This is a genomic window from Streptomyces sp. NPDC015032 (assembly GCF_043080425.1).
Lineage (GTDB): Bacteria > Actinomycetota > Actinomycetes > Streptomycetales > Streptomycetaceae > Streptomyces.
This window is the reverse complement of sequence record NZ_JBIBVN010000063.1, coordinates 1-24,487: the sequence shown is the minus strand read 5'-3', so window position 1 is coordinate 24,487 and position 24,487 is coordinate 1. Positions and strand designations below refer to the sequence as shown.

Here is a 24,487-nt window from a genome sequence, read left to right as displayed (position 1 = left end):
CGGACGATCACCACGCCTATCAGCTCCTCATCGACGCACTGCGCGAAACCCCGTTCTGGGACCGCTACTTCGAGGTCGTCGACATCCTCGTCGGTATCGAAAACGGCTATGCCCGCAACTACCACATCGACCCCGCTGCCACCATCAGCACCTGACACACCACCCCGTATCAGTGAACGCATGTACTGGTGGGCTCTCGTATTCAACTGTCACCAGTTCTCCGTGGAACCCAGCCTGCCGGTGACCGTGTGTGATCTCCAGCGGCGTATCGGCTCCACGTTCCGCCGGTCTCGTTGAGCAGGCGGGTGGTGGTCTTGTCGTGGTAGCCGAGAGCGTCCGCGACGACGGGAGCGGGCATCTCAAGGAGTTGTTGTCGGATGGCGGCGCCGCGGGCGGCGGCCACCGGGACGCCGATCTCGTTGAGGAGTGCGGACAGGTGGTCGGGGCGGAAGGGCTGGCCCGCCCGGCGTCCGGGGAACAGCCAGGCCGATGCCTGATTGGTGGCGGTGTTCATATGGTCGCGGTCGGCGATGTAGTCCAGCAGCAGGGAAGCGGCCGGCTCGGGGATGGGTGAGGCTGGTTCCCCGAGCCGGAGCAGTACTGCTTCTCCGTCGTGCACCACATCGTCGACGGTGAGCCGGACGATTCGGGTGAGGGGTTGTGCGTAGAGGAGCACGATGACGCCGGCGACGCGGAGGTTCTTCGGTATGTCCGGGTCGGTCAGCAGTCGGCCGAGGGCGTCCAGGCGTTCGTCTTCGCTCAGCGCGGCTCGTCGGGTGGCCTTCATCGCGGGAATGGAGAGGGAGCGTCGGCAATGGCGGCTCTGCATGGCCCAGTTGAGGAAGGCCCTCAAGCAGTTGCGGCTGTACTCGCTGTTCTCGGCCCACCAGGCGTCGACGTCGATCTGGCCGCAGGAGGCGAGGGTCGTGTTCCGCTCGCCGAGCCATTGCAGGAAGGCGGTCGCGTGCTTGATCTGTGCGGCGGCGAAGCGGCGGATGCTGGGTGTGATGTGGTCCCGGTCCGCTCGTGCCCGCAGTCGGGGAAGGACGCGCCAAGTGGCGAAGAGCCTGATCATCTTCGCGTGTTCGGGGTCGGCGATGTCGGCCAGATGACCGGGCAGCCAGCGCTGGAAGGAGCAGATGTACTTGTCGACGGCGGGCAGGATCCCGCTCGTCATCAGGAGTTCTTCCAGGTGAGCGGCTGACCTCCAGGGCTGGAGCTCATGGAAGGCGTCGTGAGTCAGCGGTATCTGCCCGAGGCCGAGCTGCCGCAGCCGCTCGGAGGCGTTTCCCGGCTGGTCACGGCGCATAGCTAGCCAGGCCAGCCCGCTGCCGGGCTTGTCCATGGCCACCAGCAGATCGAACAGCGGGGTCAGTTCGGGACGGACGCGGCCGGTGCCGTCGTCCAGGAGAGTGGTGAGCCGGCCGGCGAGCGTGCAGCGTTCGCAGAGCCGTCCGCCCAAGAGCTTTCCTTCGAAGCCGCAGCGTGAACAGTCAAAGGTCTGGGAGAAGTCGGCGCAGGTCGTGCAGATCGCGGCGCCGTCACCACGTCGGAGACCGGGAAGAGCCCGGTCCTGGCCGCACCCCGGGCAGGTGCCTCGTGTCCGCACCGCGCGGTCCGAGCACGTCCGGCAGACGTATCCGTCCGGCCAGCGGGCGGCGAACCAGCCGTGGCGTCCGCAGCGGGCGCAGGTGCGCTTGTGCCAGCGTTCGGACTCTTCAGGGGTGTAGGCGGGGCTCATGCGTCGGGCAGGATGCGGGCCGCACGAGGCCGCAGCTTGGCAACGTTTGAGGACAGAGCCGGGAGGTCGCCGGTGGCGGTCTTGCGGACCCCCGCGTTCTCGGCGGTGGTGGCCACCAGGTCGGCCGGGGTGCAGGAAAGGATGTCGCAGAGCGCGGCCATGACCTGCAACGACAGGCGTTCCGGGGTGCCGGAGACCAGGCGGTGGACCTGGGAGGCGGACAGGTCGATGCCGCGTTCACGCAGCAGCGGGACCAGTTCGGTGGCCGTGAAGATTTGGTGCTTGGCCATGACCTCGCGCAGCCGCCAGGTGTAGCCGACTTTGCGCTTCATGCGTTCCTCCCGCTCCGGGCCTGAAGGGCCGCAGTGATGGTGTCGTCCAGGTGTCGGCGCAGGGTGCGGGTGCGGAAGTCCGAGGACACGCAGGTGTAAATGGAGGTGGTGCTGGCATGCTCGTGACCGACCTGTTCCTGAACGAAGCGTGGGTCCCAGCCGTCTTCGATCAGGTGGGTCACGTAGGACCTTCGCAGCGAATGGAAGTCCAGTCCGTCATCCAGGCCGAGGGCCTCGCGGTATGCCTTGAAGCGGGAGTTGATCCGCTGGCAGCCGATCCGCAGGCCCCGTTCGGACGGCCAGGCGGCCGGATTGCCGTCGGTCCCGAACTGGGGCCGGACCTCGGTGAACCACTCGTCCAGGACGTCAGGGGTCCAGTCGAACACCGTCAGCACTCCGCGACGCTTGGGCGGCGAGCCCTTCTTGGCCTTGCCGAACCGCACCTGGCACCGGCCGAACTCGCCGAACTCGACCCCGTGCGGGTTCCGGCCGAAGTCGGCGGCGTCGAGCATCCGGGTCTCGTTGCGTCGGGTTCCGTAGGCGTAGGCGGTCTTGAACACGGTGGCGTCCCTGAACGCGGGCAGCCAGCCCTTGCGGCCCAGAGAGCGGATGCGCGCGACCTCGTCGTCGCAGTGGGCGAAGAAGGCGTGCAGTTCAGCCTTGGTGAACGCGCGCTTCTTCGGGTCGGACTCGTTGTCCTGGACGTGCACCGCGGTGTTCCACTCGTGCACCACCTGGACTGGGTGGGTACCGAAGCGGTCCTCGCAGGTCGCGGTCCATTCATAGAGGGGGTCGGTCACGAAGTGGCAGAAGGACCGGACGGCCTCGGAGTACGAACGGATCGTCGAGCGCTTCAGGTCCCGCAGTGAGCGCAGATCGCCGAGCCACTCGTCGACCATCGCCGGCGTCCAGTTCCACGGGTAGGTGTTCACGTACGCGGTGAACGCCTTCACCGCGTTCTCCCGGCCTTCCACGGTCGTGCGGGCCAGGTTCCGTGCCAGCTGCTGATTGGCGAACCCGGTCAGCATCGCCGTGAAGACCTGTTCCTCCGGCCGCAGCAGAGCGACCCCGTCCACCAGGAGCAGTCTCGCCGCCCCTGGTATTGAACCGTTGAACCCCACTGATCCACCACTCTCCGTGACTCGCATCAGATGCGAGAAAACCGCATCCTATGCGAGCCGCCAGAGAGCCAGCAGGTCAGCCCCCTGTGCGGGTGGCAACAAGGCCCCGCCGACCGCTATCGTCGCCCTTACCGCTGGTGCCCAACTCCACAGGATCACGGCGCGGTTGACGCCCTCACTCAGGCCAATTCGCATACCGTCGCGAATTCGCATCTGATGCAATTGGCGGCGGTTGCGACACCGGTACAGCCGTTGGCACCGAGAACGATCATGGTCCGATCGGCGCGAGCGCGCTGACCCGGTTCTCGTACTCGCGGCGGGCCTTGCGCTGGGCCGGGACCGCAGGAACGCCGTGGCCGCCGTCGAGCGGCTGGCAGCGGGCGAGGAGCCCGAGGTGCACGGCGGGGACGGCGCTGACGCGCAGGGTGAAGCCCTGGCCGCGCCGTACGATCACCCCTTGGTCGAGCGCGGCCCGCCCGACGTCGGCCAGCTCGGCGGCGCGGAGGAAGTCGGCAACCTTGCCCGGCATGTCGAGGGTGCCCGACCACGCCGGCGTGGTCGGGCAGGAGGTCGGCGACGGCGGTACGGATGGCGCCGCGGCTGACGTGGTGGTCGCGGGCGAGGGCGGCGCTGGACCGGCCTTCCAGGTACGCGGTGCGGACATCGTCGGTCTTGTCGGCCGCCACGGCGGGGCGGCGCCCGCCCTTGCTGCCCCTGTCCTCGGCGGCGCGCAGTCCGTCGTAGGTCAGCTCGCGTTGGAGGTCGCGTTGGAGTTCGCCGGCGGCGGCGAGGGTCTGCACCATGAACTTCACGGTGGACAGCAGCTCGCCGGTGCGCGGGTGGCGGGCGGTGAGGTCCATCGCGGAGAACGCGCCGTCGTGGATGCGCAGCGCCACCTGGATCGCGACTGTCGGTGCCGAGGGTGGTTCGTCACCGACAAGCTCCGCTCCTGCAGCGCGGCGCACCGCAAGGTCATGCCCTCGGTGGAACACCGCTCCCACAAGGGCCTGAACAACCGGGCGGAGACCATGGGAAAGCGACCGCGCAAGCGTGGGATCGGCTGCACCCGCGACTCACCCACCGGGCGGCCTGGATCGACTACGACGGCCCGCTGCCCATCATCGAGGGCACCGTCATCCGCCTGGTCATGGAGAGGCTGCCCGGCGGTGGGGTGAAAAAGCCAGTCTGGTTGTGGTGGTCGGGCACCGGCGCCACCGGGACAGATGTCGACCGCTGCTGGCAGTCGTTCCTGCGTCGCTTCGACATCGAGCACACGTTCCGCCTGTTCACGTAGACGCTCGAGTGGACGAAGCCCCGGCTTCGCAGCTCGGAAAGCGGCCGACCGGTGGCGCTGGACGCCAACCATCGCCTCGCGCAGCCCCGCCGTCACCTCCTGGGCTTGCGCAGTCGTCGGCGGCGGCCGCACCGATTCGGCAACGTCGTGCTGGTCCTGGTCGTGCTCGCCCATGACTCCATCGCCCTCCGCGCCCGCGGGCCGGACCAGGGTGTGCGGATGTCCTCTGACAAGCAGTCTTGACCGTTTGCCAGGTTAGTTTGACCGGCCCGTTCCATGCTGAACTGCTTCTCCCTGCGGGCGACGGCCCGGCCAGCCCGGGGTGGCAGCTGGCGATGGGGTTCTGTGCCAGACGGTTTTGGCCCGGCGGCGAACGGAAACCCGGGAGTTGGGGCGGGACTGGCCGCCGTCAGGGGGACTTCACGGCGTTGACCATGGCGTATCCCATCTTGTCCCGGCACAGGGCAAGGATGCGCGGGTAGACGGCGTGGAGCTGCGCCATCGCATCGGTACCCACCAGCTCCGCGATCTGGGCGCGCCTTGCGGCGAACAGGCGTGGGATCAGCTCGTAGGTGGGCTTGAACTCCCGGGACATGTCGCGCGTGCCTTGGATGGCGAAGCCGGCCTCGCCGAGCATGCGGAAGTAGTCCTCGGGTCCGGCGGGGAGGCGGGAGAGGGCGAACGCGGCCTGGAAGAGCTGGACTTCCTCGGGTGTGAAGGGCACGGCTTCGTAGCAGTCCGCGAGGACGAAGCGGCCCCCGGACCGCAGCACCCGCCGAACCTCGCGGATCGCGGCGGGGCGGTCGGAGAAGTGAGCGAAGGACTCGATGGCCCACGCGGCGTCGAAGGTCTCGGACTCCTGGGGCAGGGCCATGGCGTCCGCTTGTTCGAAGGTGACGCGGTCGGACAGTCCCGCCTTCAAGGCGCGGTTGCGGCCGGCCCGGACCTGCGCGGCGCTGACCGTCACGCCGAGCACGCTCGAGCCCGACTCGGTGCCGATCCGCACGGTGGGCCGGCCTGTGCCGCAGCCGACGTCCAGCATCCGCTGTCCCGGCAGCAGCCCGACCACGTCGATGAGGGTGCCGGTCCAGGAGTCCTGGGCCCGGGTGAGTTCCTCCCACATCTCGTCGGCCGTCAGCTCCCCCGTCTCCGTCCGTACGCCGTCGGCCCACATGCCCAGGTGCATGCTGTCACCCATGGTCAGGCCGTACAGGCCCCCGAAGCGGTCGTACCATTCGCCGACCTCCCGGGCCGATGGATTACTCATGTCCAACTCCTCGTTTCCGGGCGCCTGGGCGTCCCGCCAGGTGGGCCGGCCGCCCCCGGGCCGACCCGGCCGATCGGCCCTCTGCCTTCCATCACTTCCCCAGGACGGGCGCGCAGTGAGGCCACACGGCGGGGCGCACAGAAGCACGGATGGATCCATGCACTGAATCGCCTACATGGGGCAGGCATACAGGTGGCGGAGGCCAACCACCGGGCCGCGGCGGAGCGGATGCATGCCGATCCGACGGTGCGGGTGTTGAAGCTTCTGATCGAGACGCTCAAACACAGCCAGTGCCATTAGGGCGCAGGAGCTACATGCACCCCGCTCTCACCCCCCGCGAGCAACAGCTGTGGGCGATCGCGACGCCGAGACGGTGGTGGCGTCGCGACCCCCTCGTACGGCCTACCCGGCGACCCTACCCAGGCTGCCCGGGTAGAGGTACTTCTCCGGCGGGATCACCGTGCCGTCGACCCACGCGGCGAAGAATCCCTTGAGGTCCTTGCCCGAGACCTTTGCTGCCAGCGCCTCGAACTCCCGGAACGAGGCGTTGCCGTACGCGTGGTCATGGGTCCAGGTCCGCAGCGTCCCGAAGAACGCCTCGTCGCCCACCGTGCGGCGCAGGGCGTGCAGCATCAGCGAGCCCTTCAGCGCAGGGTCCAACTCCCGGCCCGGGCCCGGGTCGTAGAGCTTGACGGACCAGAACGATGGGTCGTCCCGGTAGTCCTCCACCTCGGACCGGTAGTCCCCGTCCGTGTCGCCGCCCTTGTGCTCCCGCCACAACTGCAGGGCGTACTGGGCGAAGCACTCGGCGACGCAGCCGTCCCGCCAGTCCTTGAACGAGACGCTGTCACCGAACCACTGGTGGGTGTTCTCGTGGACCATCGAACCGTCGAAGATCATCGTGTGGTACGTGGGGCGGCTCTGCGTCTCCAGGGCACCGGGTTCGTTCGTGGGCTCTTTCGCGGCCCCGACAACGATGGCGCCCGCCGAGGAGAACGGGTACGGGCCGAACTTCGTGGTCAGGAAGTCCAGGATCTCCGTCTGTTGGGCCTCCGCCGCAGGGTCGATCTCGGCGTCCGGGCTGTACGCCGTGATGACAGGCGTCCCCGCGGCGGTCTTCCCCCGGTGGACGGTGAACCGGTCGATGGCGACCGTGCTGGCGTACGTGACCATCGGCTTGTCCTCGACCCAGCGGAAGGTCCTCCTGCCGTCCTCGACGCTCTCCGGGCCCGGCAGGCCGTTGCCGACGACCGTCCAGCCGTCGGGCACCGTCGCGGTGAGGGCGAAGGTCGCCTTGTCGGACGGATGGTCGTTGGCGGGATACCAGGAGGTCGCGGAGTGCGGTTCGCCCGCCACGTACGCGCCGCCGCTCTTCAGGGTGTGCCAGCCCTCGGCGTCGGGCTTGCCGGCGTACGTCACCCGGACCGTGAACGTCGTGCCCTTCGCGACCGGGCGGGCCGGGGTGATGACCAGTTTGTGGGCGCCGGACCGGGAGAACGCCTTCGCAGGGGTGCCGTTCACGGCGACCGATGACACGGAGAAGCCCTTGAAATCGAGGCCGAACCGGTCCAGGGAGGTCAGGGCGCGGGCGGTGACGGTGGTGTCGCCGTCAAGGCGGTCGGTGCGCGCCGGATCGTAGGCGATCTTGACGTCGTAGTGGGAGACGTCGTACCCGGAGTTGCCGTCCTCGGGGAAGTACGGATCGCCGGCCCCCGGTCCGCCGATGGCGGCGGAGGCGGGAACGGCGGTCAGTACGGCTCCACTCACGACGGCGGCCACGAGGGCGGCGGCGGCTCGGCGGCGGCTCGGCGGCGGCGGGTTCGGCAGTCTGCGCATGTCTCGATTCCTGGGGACGGCCCGGTCAGTGCCGGGGGTGGCGGCGAGCTTCCACAGCACGCCGGCGACGGCATCAGTGCTGGTCGTCTCCGTCTTCGGATCGACGTTGTCGAGGTTGTCGCACGCCTCGTGGATGCAGTCGGAAATGCCGGTGCTGAAGCCGGACGACGGGATGCCGGCGGCGAGCCTGGGAAGGCTGGCATCGGCAAGGGTGGTCAGCCGGTGTCAGGAAGTTGTCGCGAAGCTGTTGTCCTTCGTTGAAGGAACCAGCCGCTGAGCTTCGTCGAGGAGAACGGACTCCTCGGCGCCGCCCGACGGCCGTCGCCCGGCCTGGCGCCCGGCGGCCGACCACGGGAGGGCCGTAGGCACCGTTGCCCCGCCCTCCGCGCTGCTCGCCCATGACATCGGCCGAGGTGAGGACGAGTACGCACTCGACGCGGACGGGCTGACCAGCACCGAGGCACCTCTCACCTGTGCGTGGCCGGGAACAGTTCGGCCGAACCGTTCCCGGCTGATGTCGACCGGGCCGGTGACAGGGCGGATGGACCAGTGGCCGGCGTCCTCGTCGAGGATCCGGGCGAAGATCGCCGGGCTGTCGAACCGGGGCAGGCAAAGCCAGTCCACCGAGCCGTCTGAGGTCACCAGTGCGGCCGAGCGGTAGTCGGACAGCAAGGCGTAGTCACCGATCGGTCGCGTACTCATGCGTTGCAGCCCGTCCACCTGGGGCCGGACGCGGCCCGGCCGGGAAAAGGTGGGTAGTTGCCTGTGCCGCAGGTCTCTGCAGGTGTCTGATGGGTGTCATGGATCCCGGCCTCCCTGAACAGCGGATTCACCTCCAGCCAATCAGCACGATCGGCGCATCGCACGTGTCGGTTGCCGGCAGTTGCCCCGACCGGGTGGCACGGTCTGGTGCCGCGCCCCGCGCTCGGCGTCCGGTCGGCGTACGTCGTGTCTGCCCGCTGCCGCGTGGCGAGGCGGCCCCGCGTCATCAGCGAGGTCCTGAGGCCGAGTCCTGGCGGCCGACGGCGAGGAAGCGTCGGTGGCCGTAACTCCACTGGTCGGTGATGCTGAGGGCAAGATCCTCGGCGATCCTGTGGAGCGCTGGTGCTCCCAGACGTGCCCAGGGAAACGGCGGGCCCTTGTAGCCATGGGTGTCTTCGAACCGGGCGGTGTAGTGCCCCTCGACATCGTCGGGGTCGACCTCGACGAGGAGGAGCCCCGCCGGGGTGGTGAGCTGGATACAGCGGCCCAGCAGGGCGCACGGGTCGCCGCCGATGCCGATGTTGCCGTCGATGAGCAGGACGGTCTGCCAGCCTCCCTCAGCCGGTAGCCGGTCGAACACCGATCGGCACAGTGCGATCCCGCCGAGAGCGACGGTATGAGCCGCCGCGCGGGGGGTGACGTCGACGCCGAGCGCGAAGACTCCGCGGCCCAGGAGTGCCCTGCACAGCCGGCCCGGCCCGCAGCCGACGTCGAGAACGGGGCCGACACAGCGATTGAGCACTGATTCGTCGGCCACGGTGGGATGCGCGTACCAGCGATGCACCGGCATCCGGATCCGGCACCCGTCCGCCAGCCGCAGGTACACCGGCCCGTGGCCGGTCCGCAGGGCGAGCGCATAGGGGTCTCCCCCGGCGCAGGGCGAGCCGTCCTCGTCGGTCGTCACGATGCAGCGTCGCGACCTGGTGCAGGTCGTTCCTCGTCGGCGCGGGCGGCCCGCCGTACGCGCCGGAGCTTGAGAGCGAAGGCCACGGCGGAAGCGGCGAAGAGCACGGCGGTGATGGCCAGCCACCGGCCGAGATAGACGTCCATGGACAACCCTGTGGCACCCGGGTAGGGGATCGACAAGGCGAAGATGAGGGGGAACCAGACGAGCAGCAGCACACCGCAGAGAAAGGTGGGCACACGCAGGTAGTTGATCCACGGTGGTTGTGGCATGCGGGTGGCGCGATGCCGCAGGACAGCGTGTGCCGACAGGTCGGCGAGCGAGTACAGGGGCAGCAGGATCAGGTCGTGGAGGACCGCCGCGCCGACGAACCAGATCGCGACCTCGAGCGGGCGGACGGCGAACAGGCGCACCATGGCGTAGCCGGTGATCGCGAACGAGGCGATCAGGACGAGAAGGTGGAGAGGGCCGGAACCGTACCAGCGGACGAAGCGTGCCATGGTCACGTCCTGAAGGTGAGCCGGTGCACCCACTTGGTGTTGTTCACGCCGGGGTTGGCCGGGACGATGACGCGGGCCGGGTAGCCGTGGTCGAGCGAGAGGTCCGCGCCGTTGACGCGCAGGGCGAGCAGCGATCGGGGGTCGTGGATCTGATTGCCTCGCAGCACCACCGAGGTGTAAGGGCCGGGCGGTTGGACGGATTGCACCAGGACGCTTCCGGCGGCGGGGAGGCCCGCCAAGGCGGCGAGGTCGGCCAGCCTGAGGCCGCTCCACTGCTGGTTGGCGGTGGACCACCCTTCCACGCAGGCGATCGGCAGTGCGGCGGCATGCTGGGGCATCGCGAGGAGCTGTGCGCGGGTGAAGACGAGCGTCGGACCGGGGCCGTGGATCTCCAGCCGCCAGCCGGGGCCGACGTGCGCGGGGGTGACGCCGACGGAAGCGGCCGTCTTGTTGATCTGGAAGCCGTTCGGGCCGCTGCCCGGAGTACGGTTGTGCGGCGCGAGAAGGGCGGTGCTGCGCAGCCGGCCGCCGATGCTCTGTCCCGCGGTGACCACCAGGAGGAGCAGCGATCCGCCCCCCACCATGGCGAGCGCGCCGCGCCGGGTCATCGTCGGCGGCGCGGGAGCGGTCGGGACCAGGCCGTCGGGGCCGGGAGGCTCGGGCCGTGTGTGCGCGAGGTCGGTGCGCAGTTCAGCTGCCAGGCTGCGGGAGCGCAGGGCGCGGGTCATCCGGCCGAGTCTGAGGCACACGTGAACGACGAAGGCCGCGATGAACACCCAGGCGCCGTAGAAGTGCAGGGTGTAGAAGGAGCCGGGGAAGACGTAGTAGAGCTGGATGTTGATGATGCCGGTGACGAATTCGAAGATCACCCCGCCGACCAGCATGAGCAGGGACAACCGCTCCAGTCCGTGGGCGACGGAACGGACCGGCAGCCACTCGAACAGCTTCGGGATCACTGACCACAACTTGGCCAGCAGCACCGGCACGAGGACCACGCCGAGCGTCACGTGCACGCCCTGGGTCAGCCGGTACAGCCAGTACGGATGAGTGGGCCAGTCGAAGAGGTAGAAGCCCAGCAGGCCCTTGCCCGGGGTCTGGTCGTTGACGCGGTCGAGTCCCGGGTTGTAGGAGGCGTAGGAGAGCATCCCGGTGACGAAGATCAGCGGGATGCCGATCAGCAGCACCAGGCCGAACACGGACGTCAGCCAGGGCCCACGGAGAGGGCTGCGCCAGAAGCCGGGACAGAACGGTCCCGGAGGCGGAGGAGTCTGCTCGACCCGCCGTACAAGGGCCCGGGTACGAGCGGCCCCCTTGGTGGCCCGCGCCGTCACGGCAGCGCGAACGCGCTCCAGGCACCCCGGCGCGTGATCCTCGTCCGGTCCCGGGCGCTGCGACCCGCCGGAGTCCGATGCCGACGGCCGTCCGCCACTGCCCACCGGCCGCCTCCTCTGGCTCCGTGCCGGCTCTCCGATGGGTGGATCGAACCTCGCCGCGCCGTCAGTGTCTGTCGAGTCGTCAGCTACAAACTGGCACAGATCTGGGCGTCCTTCCGCGCCTGGCGTGCATGCGGGTGTCCGTCGCCAGCCGAACGGGCGAACCGGCGCTCCGCACGGATCGACGGGTCGCCCGGTGGCCTCATGATCGTGGGGTGCGACGCCTCGGCACACAGAGCAGCGCCTCCACCCGGCCCGGCCGCACCGCCCTGACCAAGGAAGCGTTCTGGTTCGTCGTGATCGGCGTCGCCTCCACGGCGGCCCAGGCCCTGCTGTACTGGGTGTTGCGCCACTGGTCGCCGCCCGTCCTAGCCAATTTCGCCTCCCTTCTCGCCGTCACCGTCCTCAACACGGAGGCCAACCGCCGACTGACCTTTCGCGGGTCCCCGGTCCGGGTCCTCCAGGCGCATCTGGCCGCGGGCGGCCTGTTCGTCCTGGCGTACCTGGTCACCTCGGGCGCTGTCCTGCTCTTCCGCCACTACCGGCCCACCGCCTCGCCGGCGGCGGAGACCCTGGTGCTCGCGCCGAGCTTCGCCCTGGTGACCGTGGTGCGCTTCACCGTCCTGCGGATGGTCGTCTTCAGACGACGCCACCGATGACCGCCTCACACCCAATGCCGCCCGCAGGCCTGCCCTCACGCACCGTCCCGCCGCCTGCCTCCGCCGCCACGCACCCGCGTCCGGACGAGTACGCCGGCGAGCACCGTCGCAGCGGCCGTCCCGTATGCGGCTGCCTGGACGCCAGGCCAGTGCAGTTCGTTCGCGACGTACAACGCGGTGCCCGCAACGGCGACGGCGAGCCACTCCCCCCGGCCGCCCATGGCCACGAGTGCCACGACGAGCAGCGCGTACCAGTAGTACGCGGGCGAGGCGAGCAGCAGCGCGGTGCCTGTGACCAGCAGCGATCCATGCCACGGCCGCTCTGGATCGCCGTGCCGCAGGACGTACCAGGCGGTGAGCGCAACCAGTACGGCAGCGGCCGGACCGGCCCACGCGTCCGGCAGCACCAGCCGCAGCAGTGCGAACCGGCCGACGTCGCCCGGCTCGTACCCCTCCTCCCGCAGATAGCCGGGGAGATACCCCAGGACCGCGGAACCGGACGCCAGCAGGTAGGGGAGATAGACGAGCGCCACGATGCCAACGGCGGCGAGCAGCACGCTCGCCGCCTCCCGCAGCCGGGTACGCGGGCTGCGCCCGGGGGCCAGTACCCCTGACAGTGCGCCCGGAAGGGTGAGTGCGGGCAGCAGCTTGGCGGCGATCGCCGCCCCGAGCAGCGCTCCACGGCGTGCTCCTGCGGCCATGCCCAGCGCGGCCACCGTGAGCAGCACGCCGACGGTGTCCACATGGGCGTCGTTGACCGCGGCGAACGGCACCGCCGGACACCATGCCCACAGCGCCACCCGCCGCATGTCACCGCGCGTGCGCCGCCGCACCAGCAGCAGCGCCACCGTCGTGGCGACGGAGAGCACTGCACCGGCGAGTTGCAGGGGCTTGTGCCGCCCGCCCGCCGGGGAGACGGCGTGCACCAGCAGGAACCACCCCTCGGCCACGGGCGGATAGATGGTGGGTTCGGACGGCCTGTTGATGTGCGTGCACACACCCGCCACTGGGTGGAGGTCCCACCTGCGGCACTCGGTCCCGGCGGGGAAGAGCCACGGATCACGCAACCGGGCAAGCTCCGGCGCGTCCGGCGGGTAGGCGTAAGGGGAGATCCCCGCGGCCTGCACGCGACCGTCCCACGCGTAGCGGTACATGTCATCGCTGGTGCGCGGCGGAGCCGAGAGCGCCGCCACGCACAGGGCGATCCCGCCGGCCAGGATCAGCGCCACGGCGGTGCGCGCCGGCACGCGCTGCACGGTCCACGCCGCTCCGGCGAACAGCACCCACGCGGCGGCGTACCAGTACAGCAGCGCGGCCGGATGGCCGAGATCGCCGCCCAGACGGACCGTCGCGGCGACGACGGCGACGAGGGCGGCGAGCAGTGCCGTGGCGCAGAGTGTGCGTACTCCCACGCCCGCCATCGTGGCAGCCGCGAGCACGGCGGACGGCCTCGCGGCGCCGCGTGTCGGATCCGGCCGTAGCCTCGAAGGCATGCTGGTGCTTGTCACAGGAGGAGCCGGGTTCATCGGCTCCCACGTCGTCGGTGCGCTGGTCGAGGCCGGACATGAGGTGCGCGTGCTGGACGCGGTGCTGCCCGCGGCGCACGGCGCGGCGGCCTCCCCGCCCCCGCGGCCGCCCGGCGTGGCGTTCGTGCGCGGCGACGTGCGGGACCGGGCGGTGGTCGAGGAGGCGCTGCACGCGGTGGACGCGGTCTGCCACCAGGCGGCGATGGTCGGCCTGAGCCGGGACTTCGACGACGTGCCCGCCTACGTGGGGTGCAACGACCTGGGCACCGCCGTCCTGCTCGCGGCCATGGCCCGGCTGCGGGTGAGCGAGCTCGTCCTGGCCGGCTCGATGGTCTACTACGGCGAGGGCCGCTACGCATGCGCCCGCCATGGGGCCGTCCGGCCCGGCCCGCGCCGGGTCGCCGACCTGGACGCCGGACGGTTCGAGCCCGTCTGCCGGCGCTGCGGCGATCCGCTCACCCCCGGCCTGGTGCCGGAGGACGCGCCACCCGACCCGCGCAACGTCTACGCGGCGACGAAAGTGGCCCAGGAGCACCTGGCCGCCGCCTGGGCGCGGGCCACCGGCGGCCGGGCGGTCGCCCTGCGCTACCACAACGTCTACGGACCGGGGATGCCACGCGACACCCCCTACGCCGGGGTGGCCTCGCTCTTCCGTTCCGCGCTCGCCCGCGGCGAGCCGCCCCGGGTCTTCGAGGACGGCGGTCAGCGCCGGGACTTCGTCCACGTCGCCGACGTGGCCGCCGCCAACCTGGCGGCGCTCGGCGCGGTCGGCGCCGCGATCCCGGACGGCGCACTGCGCGCCTACAACGTGGGCAGCGGAAGCCCGCACACCGTGGGGGAGATGGCCGCCGCGCTCTCCGCGGCCCATGGCGGGCCCGCGCCGGTGGTGACCGGTCAGTACCGGCTGGGCGACGTCCGCCATATCACCGCCTCCTCGTCACGGCTGCGCGAGGAACTCGGCTGGCTGCCCCGGGTACCGTTCGCCGACGGCGTGCGGGAGTTCGCCGGAGCCCCCCTGCGCGGCCGGGCATCGGAGCCTCGGTAACGCGCGTGCGGGAGATGGCCTCGAACCCGCGGTCGCCGGAACCGTCGCGGCCCGCACCGTTCGAGGCGCCCGCCGCCCGGCCCCCGCGTCGCCGTCGAAGAGGGCGACGGCACACCCGCCCACGCCATAGGGCGACGGCGGACCGCATCAGGTGCTCCGGATGCATCACTCCATTTCCTTACGTACACAGATATTCATACGCTGAAAGACATGACCGAGAGGCATCGGCCCCTTGTGGACGTCGTGCTGCCATGTCTTGACGAAGCGGCCGCTCTTCCCTGGGTGCTGGAACGGATACCGCCCGGGTGGCGCGCCGTGGTCGTCGACAACGGCTCGACCGACGGCTCCGCCGAACTCGCCGAGTCGCTGGGCGCGCACGTCGTGAGCGAACCGGTACGCGGCTTCGGCGCAGCCTGCGCGGCCGGGCTGCGCGCCGCCACCGCGCCCGTGGTCTGTCTCTGCGACTGCGACGCCTCCCTCGACCCCGGGCTGCTGCCGTCGCTGGCCCACGCCGTCCTGGACGGCGAGGCGGACCTGGTGCTCGGGCGTCGCAGGCCGACGACACGCCGCGCCTGGCCGGTGCATGCCCGGCTCGCCAACCGCGAGTTGGCCCGGCTGATCCGCCGCCGCACCGGCCTGCGCCTGCACGACCTCGGCCCGATGCGGGTGGCCCGCCGGGAGGCCCTGCTCGACCTGGACCTGACCGACCGCAGGTCGGGCTACCCGTTGCAGATGGTCATCCGCGCCGCCGACGCCGGATGGCGGGTGCGCGAGGTCGACGTGCCCTACCGCCCACGCGCCGGCCGCTCCAAGGTCACGGGCACCTGGCGTGGCACCTGGTACGCGGTGCGCGACATGCGCGCGGTCCTCTGCGAGCCGCCCCGGCGTCCGGCGGGAACCCCCCGGTGAGCGGCCCGGCCGGACCGACCGCGCTGCTGGTGATAGCCAAGGAGCCACGGCCTGGGCACGTCAAGACTCGGCTCACGCCGCCGTTCACCCCTGCCCAAGCCGCCGCCCTCGCGGAGGCGGCGCTCGCCGACACTCTGGAGACCGTGCTGCGCTGCCCCGCCCGCCGCCGGATGCTCATCCTGGACGGCGCGCCCGGACCCTGGCTGCCGCCCGGCATCGAGGTGATCCCGCAGGCGTCCGGCGGCCTGGACGAGCGGCTGGCCGCGGCCTTCGCCGCCGTGCCGGACGGCCCCGCCCTACTGGTCGGCATGGACACCCCACAGCTCACCCCGAAGCTCCTCGCCCCCGCACTGGATCCCGGCGCGTGGCAGAAGTGCGACGCATGGTTCGGCCCGGCGGAGGACGGCGGGTTCTGGGCGCTCGGCCTCGCCGCGCCCGCTCCGGCGCTGCTGCGAGGCGTCCCGATGTCCACCGCGCAGACCGGCGCCGCCCAGCGCGACCGCCTCACCGGGGCAGGCCTCCGGGTGCGCGACCTGCCGCTCCTGCGCGACGTGGACACAGCGCCCGACGCCGCTGCGGTGGCGGCCGCAGCGCCGGGATCGAGGTTCGCCACCCTCTTGGAGCTTTTGTAGGGCTCTGTCGCTCAATTCGGTCGGGCCGTTCAGGTGGCGATCTCAATGCCCATAGTCATCGCTCACGAACACGTGGCCTTACACCTCGCCGACCTGGACACCACACGCAGCATGACCGCACGTCACCCCCCGAAGGATTCTGGAAGCCAAGCACTACTGATCTTTTCGTAAGTTCAGTGGGTGTGGTGGTCTTGTCGGTGGGAGGCTGTCGGGGTGTCCTATCGACCTTCGACCTCCGTGTCTGGTTCTTCCGTTCCTCCTTTGTCGCGGCCGCAGTTAGCGGAGGGGCGTCGTGTTCGGGCTGTCGAGTTGTTTGAGGAGGGCGGGTCGAATGTGGAGATCGCGCGGGTGGTGGGGGTGGGTGCCGAGAGCGTACGGGGGTGGAGGCGTGTGTGGGAGGAAGGTGGTGCCCCGGCCTTGCGGCGGCGCTCGGCCACCGGTCGCCGCGCGCATCCGGTGCGCTTGGAGCGCGAGTGCGGCCCCCTTCACGGCCCCGCGCGAAGGACGCGAAAAAGCGGCTGCGCCCGCCCGATTGGTCAAACGACAGGCGTGGAATGTTCAACCTCTGACCAAGAATTTGAGGTGACGAAGCTGGAAATCGTCGTTCGGGGTCCGGGAATCACCTCCCCTCAGCAGCGGGTATGCCTGATCGCACCCATGTGGTCACACTGAGCATCAGATCTTCGCGCCCCTGGGTCATCCTTGCCAGGCATAGGTTCTCAACGGAACTTTGATCAAGATCCAAAGCGTCCTGGATGCGGGGGTTTTGGCAATTTCGTCATGTCCTCAAAGGAGAAGACTTGGCTGCTGTGGAACAGGTGGTGCAGGCGAAGAACTGGGCCTCTACCCGTGCCGGACAGATACAACTGCGCGGCGTCGCCCAGGTCGCACTCAGCTCGAACGCATGGGCCGGGCTGCTGTTCACCGTGGCGCTGTTCGTGGACGGATGGCGACTCGGCGTGTACGGCCTGCTCGGTGCGGCCTCGTCCACCGCCGCCGCGGCGCTCCTGGGAGCCGACCGGAAGAGTTTGGTCAACGGGCTGCAGGGCTACTGCGGTTGTCTGACCGGGATCGCCCTCGCCGTCCGGCTCGGCACCTCGTGGCAAACCGCCGTACTGGCCGTGCTCGGCGCCGCGGTCTGTTCCGTACTGAGCGCCGCGGCGGGCCGCCTCCTCGCCCCCCTCGGGCTGCCTGTGCTGACGGCCCCCTACTGCCTGGTCGCCGGGGCGCTGGTGGTCACGTTGTCCAAGGCACCGGTCGCCGCCGGTCCGGCCGCACGCGTCCCAGGGTTCACGACCATGACGGCCACGGAGACCGGGCGGGCGCTCTGCAACAACATCGGTCAGATCTTCTACCTGGACAAGTGGTACGCGGGCCTGATCCTGCTCGTCGGGCTGCTCGTCGCCTCGCGGATCGCCGCCGTCGCGGCGATCGGCGCCAGCGTCGTCGCGTTCCTGACCGCCTGCCTGACGGGACTGCCCGCCGACCGGATCATCGAGGGGCTGTACGGATACAACGCGGTGCTCTGCGCGATCGCGCTGACAGCCACCTTCCTGGCTCTCACTCCGTGGACCGCCGGGTACGCCGCGCTCGCCGCGGCGGCCTCGGTCCCGTTCACCGCTGCCTGGGAAGCCGTTGCCCAGCCCTCCGGCGGATACCCCTTCACCTGGCCGTTCACAGTGATGACCTGGCTCTTCCTGGCGGCTGGTCCACTCCTGGGCCGGCCCGGCATCTCGTCCGAGAAAGCAATGTGACGCCATGAACCTCGCACCGCGGGAAATCGATAAACTCCACGTCTATGTGGTCGCGGACCTGGCCCGCCGCCGCAGGAACCGGGGAACCAAACTCAACTACAGCGAAGCCTCCGCCCTGATCACCGAGGCCGTCCTGGAGGCCGCGCGTGACGGCCGCACCGTCGCCGAATGCATGGAGCTGGGCCGCAAGGTCGTCTCCATCGACGACGTGATGCCCGGAGTGCGGGAGATGCTCGCCGTCCTCCAGGTCGAGACGGCCTTCGTCGACGGGACAAAGCTGGTCACCTGCCACGACCCGATCAGCGCCTGAAACACCGAGGAGACACAGATGTCTGGCGGAGCTCATTACCTCTACGGGGACGACCCCGTCGAGATCAACGCCAACCGGGCCAGGACCACACTCACGGTCGCCAACACCGGTGACCGGGCCGTGCAGATCGGCTCGCACTACCACTTCTTCGAGATCAACCGCGCCCTGCGCTTCGACCGCGAGGCCGCCTACGGCATGCGCCTGGACATCCCGTCCGGCACCGCTGTGCGCTTCGAGCCCGGCGACACCCGTGAGGTGGAGCTGTGCGCCTTCGCCGGCACCGGGCGGATCACCGGCTTCGCCGCGCTCACCAACGGGGGCCTGTCGGCCCCGGACACCAAGCGCGTGGCCCTCCGCCGCGCCGCGGAGCTCGGCTTCACGCACAACGACAGCGACAGCGACAGCGAAGCCGACCACCAAACCGACCACGAGGGGACCCGGATCTGATGGCGATCATCCCGCGCAAGCGGTACACGGATCTGTTCGGTCCCACCGTCGGCGACCGGTTCCACCTGGCCGACACCAATCTCGTCGTCGAGGTCGAGTACGACCACAACGCCGGCTCCTACGGGGAAGAGGCCGTCTACGGCGGAGGCAAGGCCATCCGGGACGGGATGGCCCAGGACCCGTCCGCGCTCAACCGCGAAGGCGCCCTGGACCTCGTCATCACCAATGTTGTGGTGCTCGATCCGGTTCTGGGCGTGGTCAAGGGCGACATCGGCGTACGCGACGGCCTGATCGTCGGCGTCGGCAAGGCGGGAAACCCGCATCTGCAGAGCGGAGTCGACCCCAAGCTCGTCATCGGACCCGGCACCGAGGTGGTATCCGGCGAACACCTCATCGCCACCGCCGGGGGCGTCGACACGCACATACACTTCATCGCGCCCCAGCAGGCCCAGGAGGGTCTGTCCAACGGCATCACCACCTTCTTCGGCGGAGGCACCGGGCCGACCGACGGCTCCAACGGCACCACCTGCACCCCCGGCCCGTGGAACATCCACCGGATGCTGGAGGCCGTGGAGGACCTGCCGGTCAACGTGGGTCTGCTCGGCAAGGGCAACGGCAGCCTGCCCGAGGCACTGCGCGAGCAGGTCGAGGCGGGCGCGGCCGGACTGAAGGTGCACGAGGACTGGGGCGCCACCCCCGCCACGATCGACACCGCGCTCCGGGTCGCCGACGAGCACGACGTCCAGATGGCCATTCACACCGACACTCTCAACGAGGGCGGCTTCTACGAGGACACCCTGTCGGCGATCGACGGCCGGACCATCCACACCTTCCACACCGAGGGCGCCGGTGGTGGTCACGCCCCCGACATCATCCGGGTGTCCGGCGAGGCCAACGTACTGCCTGCTTCCACCAACCCGACCCTGCCGTACACGATCAACGCGGTGGACGAGCTGCTGGACATGGTGATGGTCTGTCACCACCTGTCCCGGGACATCCCCGAGGACGTGTCGTTCGCCGACAGCCGGGTGCGGGCCGAGACGATCGCGGCCGAGACCGTTCTGCACGACCTCGGCGTGATCAGCATCTTCTCGTCGGACTCCCAGGCCATGGGGCGGGTCGGCGAGTCCTTCGTCCGTGCCTTCCAGACGGCACACCACTGCAAGGAACTGCGCGGCCCGCTGGCCGAGGACAGCTCCCGCAATGACAACGCGCGTGTCCTGCGGTATCTGGCCAAGCTGACGATCAACCCCGCGACCGCCGTCGGTGCCGCGGACGTGATCGGCTCCCTGGAGCCCGGCAAGCTCGCCGACATCGTGCTCTGGCCGATCCACTCCTTCGCGGCCAAGCCCAAGATGGTCATCAAGGGCGGCATGGTCAACTGGGCGCTGATGGGCGACCCCAACGCGTCGCTGCCCACACCGCAACCGGTGTACTACCGGCCGATGTTCGGCACGTACGGCCGTGCCCGGCAGCGCACGTCGGTGACCTTCATGTCCCAGGCGTCCATCGCCGCGGGCGTCCCCGACAAGCTGGGGCTGCAGCGGCGGATCGAACCCGTGCAGCGCTGCCGGACCATCGGCAAGGAGCACATGGTGCGCAACGACGCGCTGCCGCGCATCGAAGTGGACCCGGAGACGTACAAGGTCACGGTCGACGGCGAGCCCGCCACCATCGAGCCGGCGGAGCGACTCCCGCTCAACCATCTCTTCTACATCGTCTGACCGTCCTCGCGACGGCCGTCAACGGCCGGACCACCTCGGACGGCCCCTGGCACGAACGGAATCCTCGGCGTGAACGACCCGATGCCGATCCCGGCGCTGCTGACCGGACTCCAGCTCACCGACTCGGCGTTCCCCAGCGGCTATTACACCCTCTCCCACGGCCTGGAAGGCTTCCAACAAGCCCGCGCGATCACCCCGCGCACTCTGCCCGTCCTCCTCCACGACCTGCTGCGCCACAGCGCGGGGCCGGCCGACGCGACCGCCCTCGCCCTCGCCCACCGTGCGGTCACCGCCGACGACTGGGCGGAAGTGGTGACCGTGGAACAGCGGTTGCATGCCACCAAATTGGGTCGAGAGGCCCGGCAGGCTGCCGTCCGCACCGGACGGCAGCTGCTGGACCTGGCCGGCCAGGTCTACGGCACTCCACAGATCGAGCGGTACCACGCCCTCTACCGGGAGGGAGCCGTACGCGGCTGCCAGCCGGTCGTCGCCGCCGTCGTCCACGCGGCCAACGGACTGTCGACCCGCCAGGCGGTCACCTGCGAACTGTTCGCCTTCGCGGCCAGTTTCGTGGGGGCCGCCGTGCGGCTGCGGCTGACCGACCACCGCCGGGCGCAGGTCGTGCTGCACGAGGCCGCCCCGGTGATCGAGGAGACCGTCGACGCGGCCCTGCGGCGGGAGCCGGCCGACATCGGAGGGTGTGTCCCGGTGGCGGATGTCATGGCCGGCCGTCACGAGCGCGCCGAGGCACGCCTCTTCGCCAGCTAGGGCCTTTCGTTTGGATCAGGCCGGATCAGGGAGCGGGGTCTGGTGCGTGCGATCGCAAGGCGGAGGAGGGAGGCAGATGGGGTCTCCCCTGCTCGAGCGGAGCCGAGAGCTTGGGAAAGGAGTCCTGGCGACCGACGACAACGCGGAGGGGGGTACCCCCTGGCCCTTAAGGCCTTGGGGGAGTGCGTGCCAGACCCCGCGAGCCCGGCATGACCCAAACGAGAGGCCCTAGGGGCCCCCGCACCTCGAAGACCACCACACCGGAAGGATCACCATGCACGACCCGATGCAGGCCAGGCACCACCACAACCACGACGAGCTCATGCAGCGGCCCAAGGACGGCGTACTGCGCGTCGGCATCGCCGGACCGGTCGGCTCAGGCAAGACCGCACTCATCGAAGCGCTCGTCCCCGTGCTGATCGAGCGCGGCCGGACCCCTGCCGTCATCACCAACGACATCTACACCAGCGAGGACGCCGCGCACGTGCGCCGCACCCTGGCCGGGCTCCTCGACGCGGAGAGGATCGTCGGGGTGGAGACCGGGGCCTGCCCGCACACCGCGGTCCGAGACGACCCGACGATGAACCAGGCCGCCGCGGACGAACTCGTGGAGCGCTTCCCCGACGTGGACACCCTGCTCTTCGAGAGCGGCGGAGACAACCTGACACTCACCTTCAGCCCCGCGCTGGTCGACCTCTTCCTGTTCGTACTGGACACCGCCGAGGGCGACAAGATGCCGCGCAAGCGGGGCCCCGGCATCACCGAGTGCGAGCTGCTCGTCATCAACAAGGTGGACATCGCCCCCTATGTGCGGTGCGATCTCGGCGTCATGGAGTCGGACGCATACCGCGTCCGGGACGGGCGGCCGGTGGTGCTGACCAATTCCCTCACCGGAGAGGGACTCGACACCATCGCCGACTTCCTCCTGTCCCACGAAGCCGCCCAGGTGCCGGCCTCCGCGTGACCAAGGCGCCCGCGCGGCTGGAACCCGCGCACTACGAACCCCGGCGGGTACCGGCCCGGATGCTCGACCTTGTCGGTCCCCCGGACACGCTGGCCGCCGGGCGCCCCGGCAAGGTCGGCCTGCTCGAACTGCGCTACGCACGCGTGGGCGACCGGACCGAGCTCGTCGACCGCTATCAGAAGTCACCGCTGCAGATCATGCGCCCGCTCTATGTCGATCCGGAACGGCCCGATCTGCCGGTGACCTATCTGATGTCGACCGGGGGCGGGATCATCCAGGCCGACCGCAACCGGATCGACATCGACTGCGGCCCCGGCACCGCGGTGCACCTCACCACCCAGGCCGCCACCAAGGTCCACCGGATGGAGTTCGACCACGCGTCCCAGGTCGTCAACCTCACTGCTGGAGAGGGAAGTTACGTCGAGTACCTGCCGGACTCCCTCATCCCGTACCGGGACGCACGCCTCTACCAGCACACCCGTGTGACCATCGATCCGACCGCCACCGTGCTCCTGGGCGAGACCATCGCGGCCGGACGGCTGGCCCGCGGTGAACGCCATGCCTACCGCATGCTCTTCAGCGACCTGGAGATCCAGCGTCCTGACGGGACACTCCTGGCCGTGGACAGCGTCCGCCTCGATCCGCAGGCTCCCGGCCCGGTCACCGGTCCGGCGGTCTTCGCAGATCACGACCTGATGGCCTCCCTGTACGCGGTCACTCCGCTCGCCCCCGCGACCCGGGTCGCGGACACCCTCCACGAGGCGTTTCTGGCCACCGGCCTGGCTTTCGGAGTGAGCACGCTGCCCGATGACTGCGGCGCGTGGGTACGCGTCGTCGGTAGCGACTCGCCCGCCATCACCCGTGCGATGCGCGCCGCGTGGGACGCCCTGCGGAGGCTGCTCATCGACGTCCCGGCTCCGGACCTGCGGAAGACCTGACCACGCCGGGGCCCATGACGCCTGCCTGCCCTCCGCGCTCCCCAAGATCTGGGTTGCCGCCGGCCATGTCGGCCAGCCGCTGATCGTGACGCAGCACAGCCAGGACGATCACCGCGATTCGTCCCGGCGGCAGGATCCGCCACCTGGACCGTATCGCCTTCAGGTGGCGCCGCAGCAGGTCGGCGAGGTGGTTGACGGTGCGCGTGGACAGCGGCAGACGGCACTGGTGGACAAGCGGGCAGGCGTCCTCGGCGCGTTCTTTGGTTCTCGTCACACAGTTCCAACGGCCGCCGGGGGCACGCTGGTTACACCTGCAGCGCGCTGCCCCCGGGTGGCGGCGGGCAGGGTGCGTGCGAACCGCCCCGCCCACCCCCTGAGTGGTCAACTGCGGCATGATTGCAGTCATGGACTCAGAGGTGATAGCCGCCATCGTCGCCAGCCCTACCGCCCTGATCGCCGCCGCAGCTGCTTACATGGCAGGACGACACCAGGCCCGCGAAGCCCATCGCGGTCCCGTCGACGCAGTCCGCCGACAACACCAGCGGGACGCTTAGACCGTGTCCTATGTGGTGAGCCGGAGAAGTCGTTTGTAGCAGCACAGTGCCGAGGCGAGGCCGAGGAAGGCCGGGTAGTTGCGGGGGTGGCGTTCGTAGCGGTGGTTGAGTCTGCGGTAGCCGGTCAGCCACGAGATCGTGCGCTCGATGACCCACCTTCGACGCCCGAGCCGTTCACTGGATTCGATTCCCTTGCGGGCGATACGGACGCCGATACGTTTCCCGCGGAGCCATCTACGCAGGTCAGGGGTGTCGTATGCCTTGTCGGCGTGGAGCTTGAGGGGTTTGTAGTGCCAGCCGCGGTGGGGGTCGTGTCTCGTTTGGAGACCGGCCACCATGGGCTTCAGACCTTGGCTGTCGTGGGTGTTGGCGGCGGAGACGCCGACGACCAGGGGCAGTCCGTTCGCGTCCGACAGGATGTGCATCTTGGAACCCGGTTTACCCCGGTCCACGGGGCTGGGGCCTGTGAGTTCGCCCCTTTTTTGGCCCGTACGTGGGCGGAGTCGAGGACCACGCGGGAGAGGTCGAGCAGGCCGCACTCGTCGATGCGGTCGAGCACCGCCTCGTGCAGCCGGCCCCAGACACCGGCCCTGGACCAGATGACGAAGCGCCGGTGGGCAGTCGACTTCGAGACCCCGAAACACGGCGGCAGAGCCCGCCAGGCACACCCGCTCACCAGCACGTAGACGATCGCGGCGAACAGGGTTTCATCAGGCGTGTCCTGCGTCCCGCCACCCTGCGGACGCACTCTCGACGGCGGGATCAACGGCTTCGCCATCTCCCACAGCCCGTCCGGAACAATCCAACTCCACGTATCCCGCCCCATGAACGATCACCACGGACACGGTCGAAGTAGTGCGCCACGCGCTCGGCCGAGAATTGACAGTTTGTTACTCGCTACCACTGGGTTCTCTGGTACGTCTGGCCGAAACGGCCGAAACCTGACAGGGCGCACATGCCCCTCGCCTCCGGATTCCGGACCGAGACGTATTGCGTTGGAGCGCACTCCAAATCCTAGGTTTCGGAAGCATGCGATACATCAAACTCGGAACGACCGGACTGGAAGT

Annotated in this window: 25 protein-coding genes and 3 pseudogenes; 15 read left to right on the top strand and 13 right to left on the bottom strand. The window is 69.8% G+C overall.

Going from position 1 to position 24,487, the window contains the following annotated elements; translation table 11 throughout:
- A partial coding sequence (locus ACF08M_RS39370) for a darcynin family protein (RefSeq protein WP_392190115.1) occupies positions 1-155 on the top strand: 155 nt, incomplete at its 5' end.
- Positions 156-202: 47 nt separating this feature from the next.
- On the opposite strand, the gene ACF08M_RS39365 is transcribed toward ACF08M_RS39370, so the two are convergent.
- The 4 genes from ACF08M_RS39365 to ACF08M_RS39350 all read right to left on the bottom strand — a co-directional run bounded on the left by ACF08M_RS39365 (position 203) and on the right by ACF08M_RS39350 (position 3,723).
- Positions 203-1,741 (bottom strand): hypothetical protein, encoded by a 1,539-nt coding sequence (locus ACF08M_RS39365; RefSeq protein WP_392190109.1) that lies wholly within the window; start codon positions 1,739-1,741, stop codon positions 203-205.
- The gene (locus tag ACF08M_RS39360; protein WP_392190108.1) at positions 1,738-2,073 is read right to left on the bottom strand and encodes a helix-turn-helix domain-containing protein; all 336 of its coding nucleotides are present in this window, start codon (positions 2,071-2,073) and stop codon (positions 1,738-1,740) included. The genes ACF08M_RS39365 and ACF08M_RS39360 overlap by 4 nt, the downstream gene beginning before the upstream one ends.
- Positions 2,070-3,149, bottom strand: coding sequence for a tyrosine-type recombinase/integrase (locus ACF08M_RS39355; RefSeq protein ID WP_392190107.1), 1,080 nt, complete (start codon positions 3,147-3,149; stop codon positions 2,070-2,072). The genes ACF08M_RS39360 and ACF08M_RS39355 overlap by 4 nt, the downstream gene beginning before the upstream one ends.
- A 313-nt stretch (positions 3,150-3,462) precedes the next feature.
- On the bottom strand, positions 3,463-3,723 hold the full coding sequence (locus ACF08M_RS39350) for a hypothetical protein (RefSeq protein WP_392190106.1): 261 nt from the start codon (positions 3,721-3,723) through the stop codon (positions 3,463-3,465).
- Between the two features lie 400 nt (positions 3,724-4,123).
- Here ACF08M_RS39350 and ACF08M_RS39345 point away from each other — a divergent pair.
- Positions 4,124-4,246, top strand: a pseudogene (locus ACF08M_RS39345) (IS6 family transposase); the annotation flags it as partial.
- A pseudogene (locus ACF08M_RS39340) lies at positions 4,222-4,549 on the top strand (transposase); the annotation flags it as partial. The pseudogenes ACF08M_RS39345 and ACF08M_RS39340, both read left to right, overlap by 25 nt.
- 348 nt (positions 4,550-4,897) lie before the next feature.
- Here the strand turns inward: ACF08M_RS39340 and ACF08M_RS39335 are convergent.
- The 6 genes and pseudogenes from ACF08M_RS39335 to ACF08M_RS39310 all read right to left on the bottom strand — a co-directional run bounded on the left by ACF08M_RS39335 (position 4,898) and on the right by ACF08M_RS39310 (position 10,953).
- Positions 4,898-5,755, bottom strand: coding sequence for an SAM-dependent methyltransferase (locus ACF08M_RS39335; protein WP_392190105.1), 858 nt, complete (start codon positions 5,753-5,755; stop codon positions 4,898-4,900).
- Positions 5,756-6,157: 402 nt separating this feature from the next.
- Positions 6,158-7,591, bottom strand: a complete 1,434-nt coding sequence (locus ACF08M_RS39330; RefSeq protein ID WP_392190104.1) for a M1 family metallopeptidase — start codon at positions 7,589-7,591, stop codon at positions 6,158-6,160.
- 534 nt (positions 7,592-8,125) lie between these two features.
- Positions 8,126-8,293, bottom strand: a pseudogene (locus ACF08M_RS39325) (trehalase-like domain-containing protein); the annotation flags it as partial.
- 286 nt (positions 8,294-8,579) lie between these two features.
- Positions 8,580-9,257, bottom strand: a complete 678-nt coding sequence (locus ACF08M_RS39320) for a class I SAM-dependent methyltransferase (RefSeq protein WP_392190103.1) — start codon at positions 9,255-9,257, stop codon at positions 8,580-8,582.
- Positions 9,254-9,757 carry a hypothetical protein gene (locus ACF08M_RS39315; protein ID WP_392190102.1) on the bottom strand — a complete coding sequence of 168 codons (504 nt, stop codon included), beginning with the start codon at positions 9,755-9,757 and terminating at the stop codon, positions 9,254-9,256. The genes ACF08M_RS39320 and ACF08M_RS39315 overlap by 4 nt, the downstream gene beginning before the upstream one ends.
- Positions 9,758-9,759: 2 nt before the next feature.
- On the bottom strand, positions 9,760-10,953 hold the full coding sequence (locus ACF08M_RS39310) for a molybdopterin-dependent oxidoreductase (protein ID WP_392190101.1): 1,194 nt from the start codon (positions 10,951-10,953) through the stop codon (positions 9,760-9,762).
- Between the two features lie 452 nt (positions 10,954-11,405).
- On the opposite strand from ACF08M_RS39310, the gene ACF08M_RS39305 reads away from it, so the two are divergent.
- Complete coding sequence (locus tag ACF08M_RS39305; protein WP_392190100.1) at positions 11,406-11,849, top strand: GtrA family protein; 444 nt, start codon at positions 11,406-11,408, stop codon at positions 11,847-11,849.
- Between the two features lie 35 nt (positions 11,850-11,884).
- Here ACF08M_RS39305 and ACF08M_RS39300 read toward each other — a convergent pair whose 3' ends face one another.
- Positions 11,885-13,270 carry a glycosyltransferase 87 family protein gene (locus tag ACF08M_RS39300; protein ID WP_392190114.1) on the bottom strand — a complete coding sequence of 462 codons (1,386 nt, stop codon included), beginning with the start codon at positions 13,268-13,270 and terminating at the stop codon, positions 11,885-11,887.
- Positions 13,271-13,340: 70 nt separating this feature from the next.
- Between ACF08M_RS39300 and ACF08M_RS39295 the strand changes: the two genes are divergently transcribed.
- The 11 genes from ACF08M_RS39295 (at position 13,341) to ACF08M_RS39245 (ending at position 22,866) form a co-directional block, all read left to right on the top strand.
- Complete coding sequence (locus ACF08M_RS39295) at positions 13,341-14,420, top strand: NAD-dependent epimerase/dehydratase family protein (protein WP_392190099.1); 1,080 nt, start codon at positions 13,341-13,343, stop codon at positions 14,418-14,420.
- A 210-nt stretch (positions 14,421-14,630) separates the two neighbouring features.
- Positions 14,631-15,329 carry a glycosyltransferase family 2 protein gene (locus tag ACF08M_RS39290; protein WP_392190098.1) on the top strand — a complete coding sequence of 233 codons (699 nt, stop codon included), beginning with the start codon at positions 14,631-14,633 and terminating at the stop codon, positions 15,327-15,329.
- The gene (locus tag ACF08M_RS39285) at positions 15,326-15,961 is read left to right on the top strand and encodes a DUF2064 domain-containing protein (protein WP_392190097.1); all 636 of its coding nucleotides are present in this window, start codon (positions 15,326-15,328) and stop codon (positions 15,959-15,961) included. The genes ACF08M_RS39290 and ACF08M_RS39285 overlap by 4 nt, the downstream gene beginning before the upstream one ends.
- A gap of 180 nt (positions 15,962-16,141) precedes the next feature.
- Positions 16,142-16,633 (top strand): helix-turn-helix domain-containing protein, encoded by a 492-nt coding sequence (locus ACF08M_RS39280; protein WP_392190096.1) that lies wholly within the window; start codon positions 16,142-16,144, stop codon positions 16,631-16,633.
- A gap of 137 nt (positions 16,634-16,770) precedes the next feature.
- Entirely contained in the window at positions 16,771-17,715 is a 945-nt protein-coding gene (locus tag ACF08M_RS39275; RefSeq protein ID WP_392190113.1) for an urea transporter, read from the top strand.
- Between the two features lie 4 nt (positions 17,716-17,719).
- Positions 17,720-18,025, top strand: a complete 306-nt coding sequence (locus ACF08M_RS39270) for an urease subunit gamma (RefSeq protein ID WP_392190095.1) — start codon at positions 17,720-17,722, stop codon at positions 18,023-18,025.
- An 18-nt stretch (positions 18,026-18,043) separates the two neighbouring features.
- Positions 18,044-18,472 carry an urease subunit beta gene (locus ACF08M_RS39265; RefSeq protein WP_392190094.1) on the top strand — a complete coding sequence of 143 codons (429 nt, stop codon included), beginning with the start codon at positions 18,044-18,046 and terminating at the stop codon, positions 18,470-18,472.
- Positions 18,472-20,196, top strand: coding sequence for an urease subunit alpha (gene ureC, locus ACF08M_RS39260; protein ID WP_392190093.1), 1,725 nt, complete (start codon positions 18,472-18,474; stop codon positions 20,194-20,196). Before ACF08M_RS39265 ends, ureC begins: the two co-directional genes overlap by 1 nt.
- Positions 20,197-20,277: 81 nt before the next feature.
- Positions 20,278-20,964, top strand: coding sequence for an urease accessory protein UreF (locus ACF08M_RS39255; protein ID WP_392190112.1), 687 nt, complete (start codon positions 20,278-20,280; stop codon positions 20,962-20,964).
- Positions 20,965-21,286: 322 nt separating this feature from the next.
- On the top strand, positions 21,287-21,928 hold the full coding sequence (ureG, locus tag ACF08M_RS39250) for an urease accessory protein UreG (RefSeq protein ID WP_392190111.1): 642 nt from the start codon (positions 21,287-21,289) through the stop codon (positions 21,926-21,928).
- A 59-nt stretch (positions 21,929-21,987) separates the two neighbouring features.
- Complete coding sequence (locus ACF08M_RS39245; RefSeq protein WP_392190110.1) at positions 21,988-22,866, top strand: urease accessory protein UreD; 879 nt, start codon at positions 21,988-21,990, stop codon at positions 22,864-22,866.
- On the opposite strand, the gene ACF08M_RS39240 is transcribed toward ACF08M_RS39245, so the two are convergent.
- On the bottom strand, positions 22,829-23,140 hold the full coding sequence (locus ACF08M_RS39240) for a hypothetical protein (protein WP_392190092.1): 312 nt from the start codon (positions 23,138-23,140) through the stop codon (positions 22,829-22,831). The genes ACF08M_RS39245 and ACF08M_RS39240 overlap by 38 nt on opposite strands.
- Positions 23,141-23,428: 288 nt before the next feature.
- A protein-coding gene (locus ACF08M_RS39235; protein WP_392190091.1) for an IS5 family transposase occupies positions 23,429-24,246 on the bottom strand; the annotation gives its coding sequence in 2 pieces (ribosomal slippage) (positions 23,429-23,898 and positions 23,898-24,246; 819 coding nt in all).
- Between the last annotated feature and the right edge of the window lie 241 nt (positions 24,247-24,487).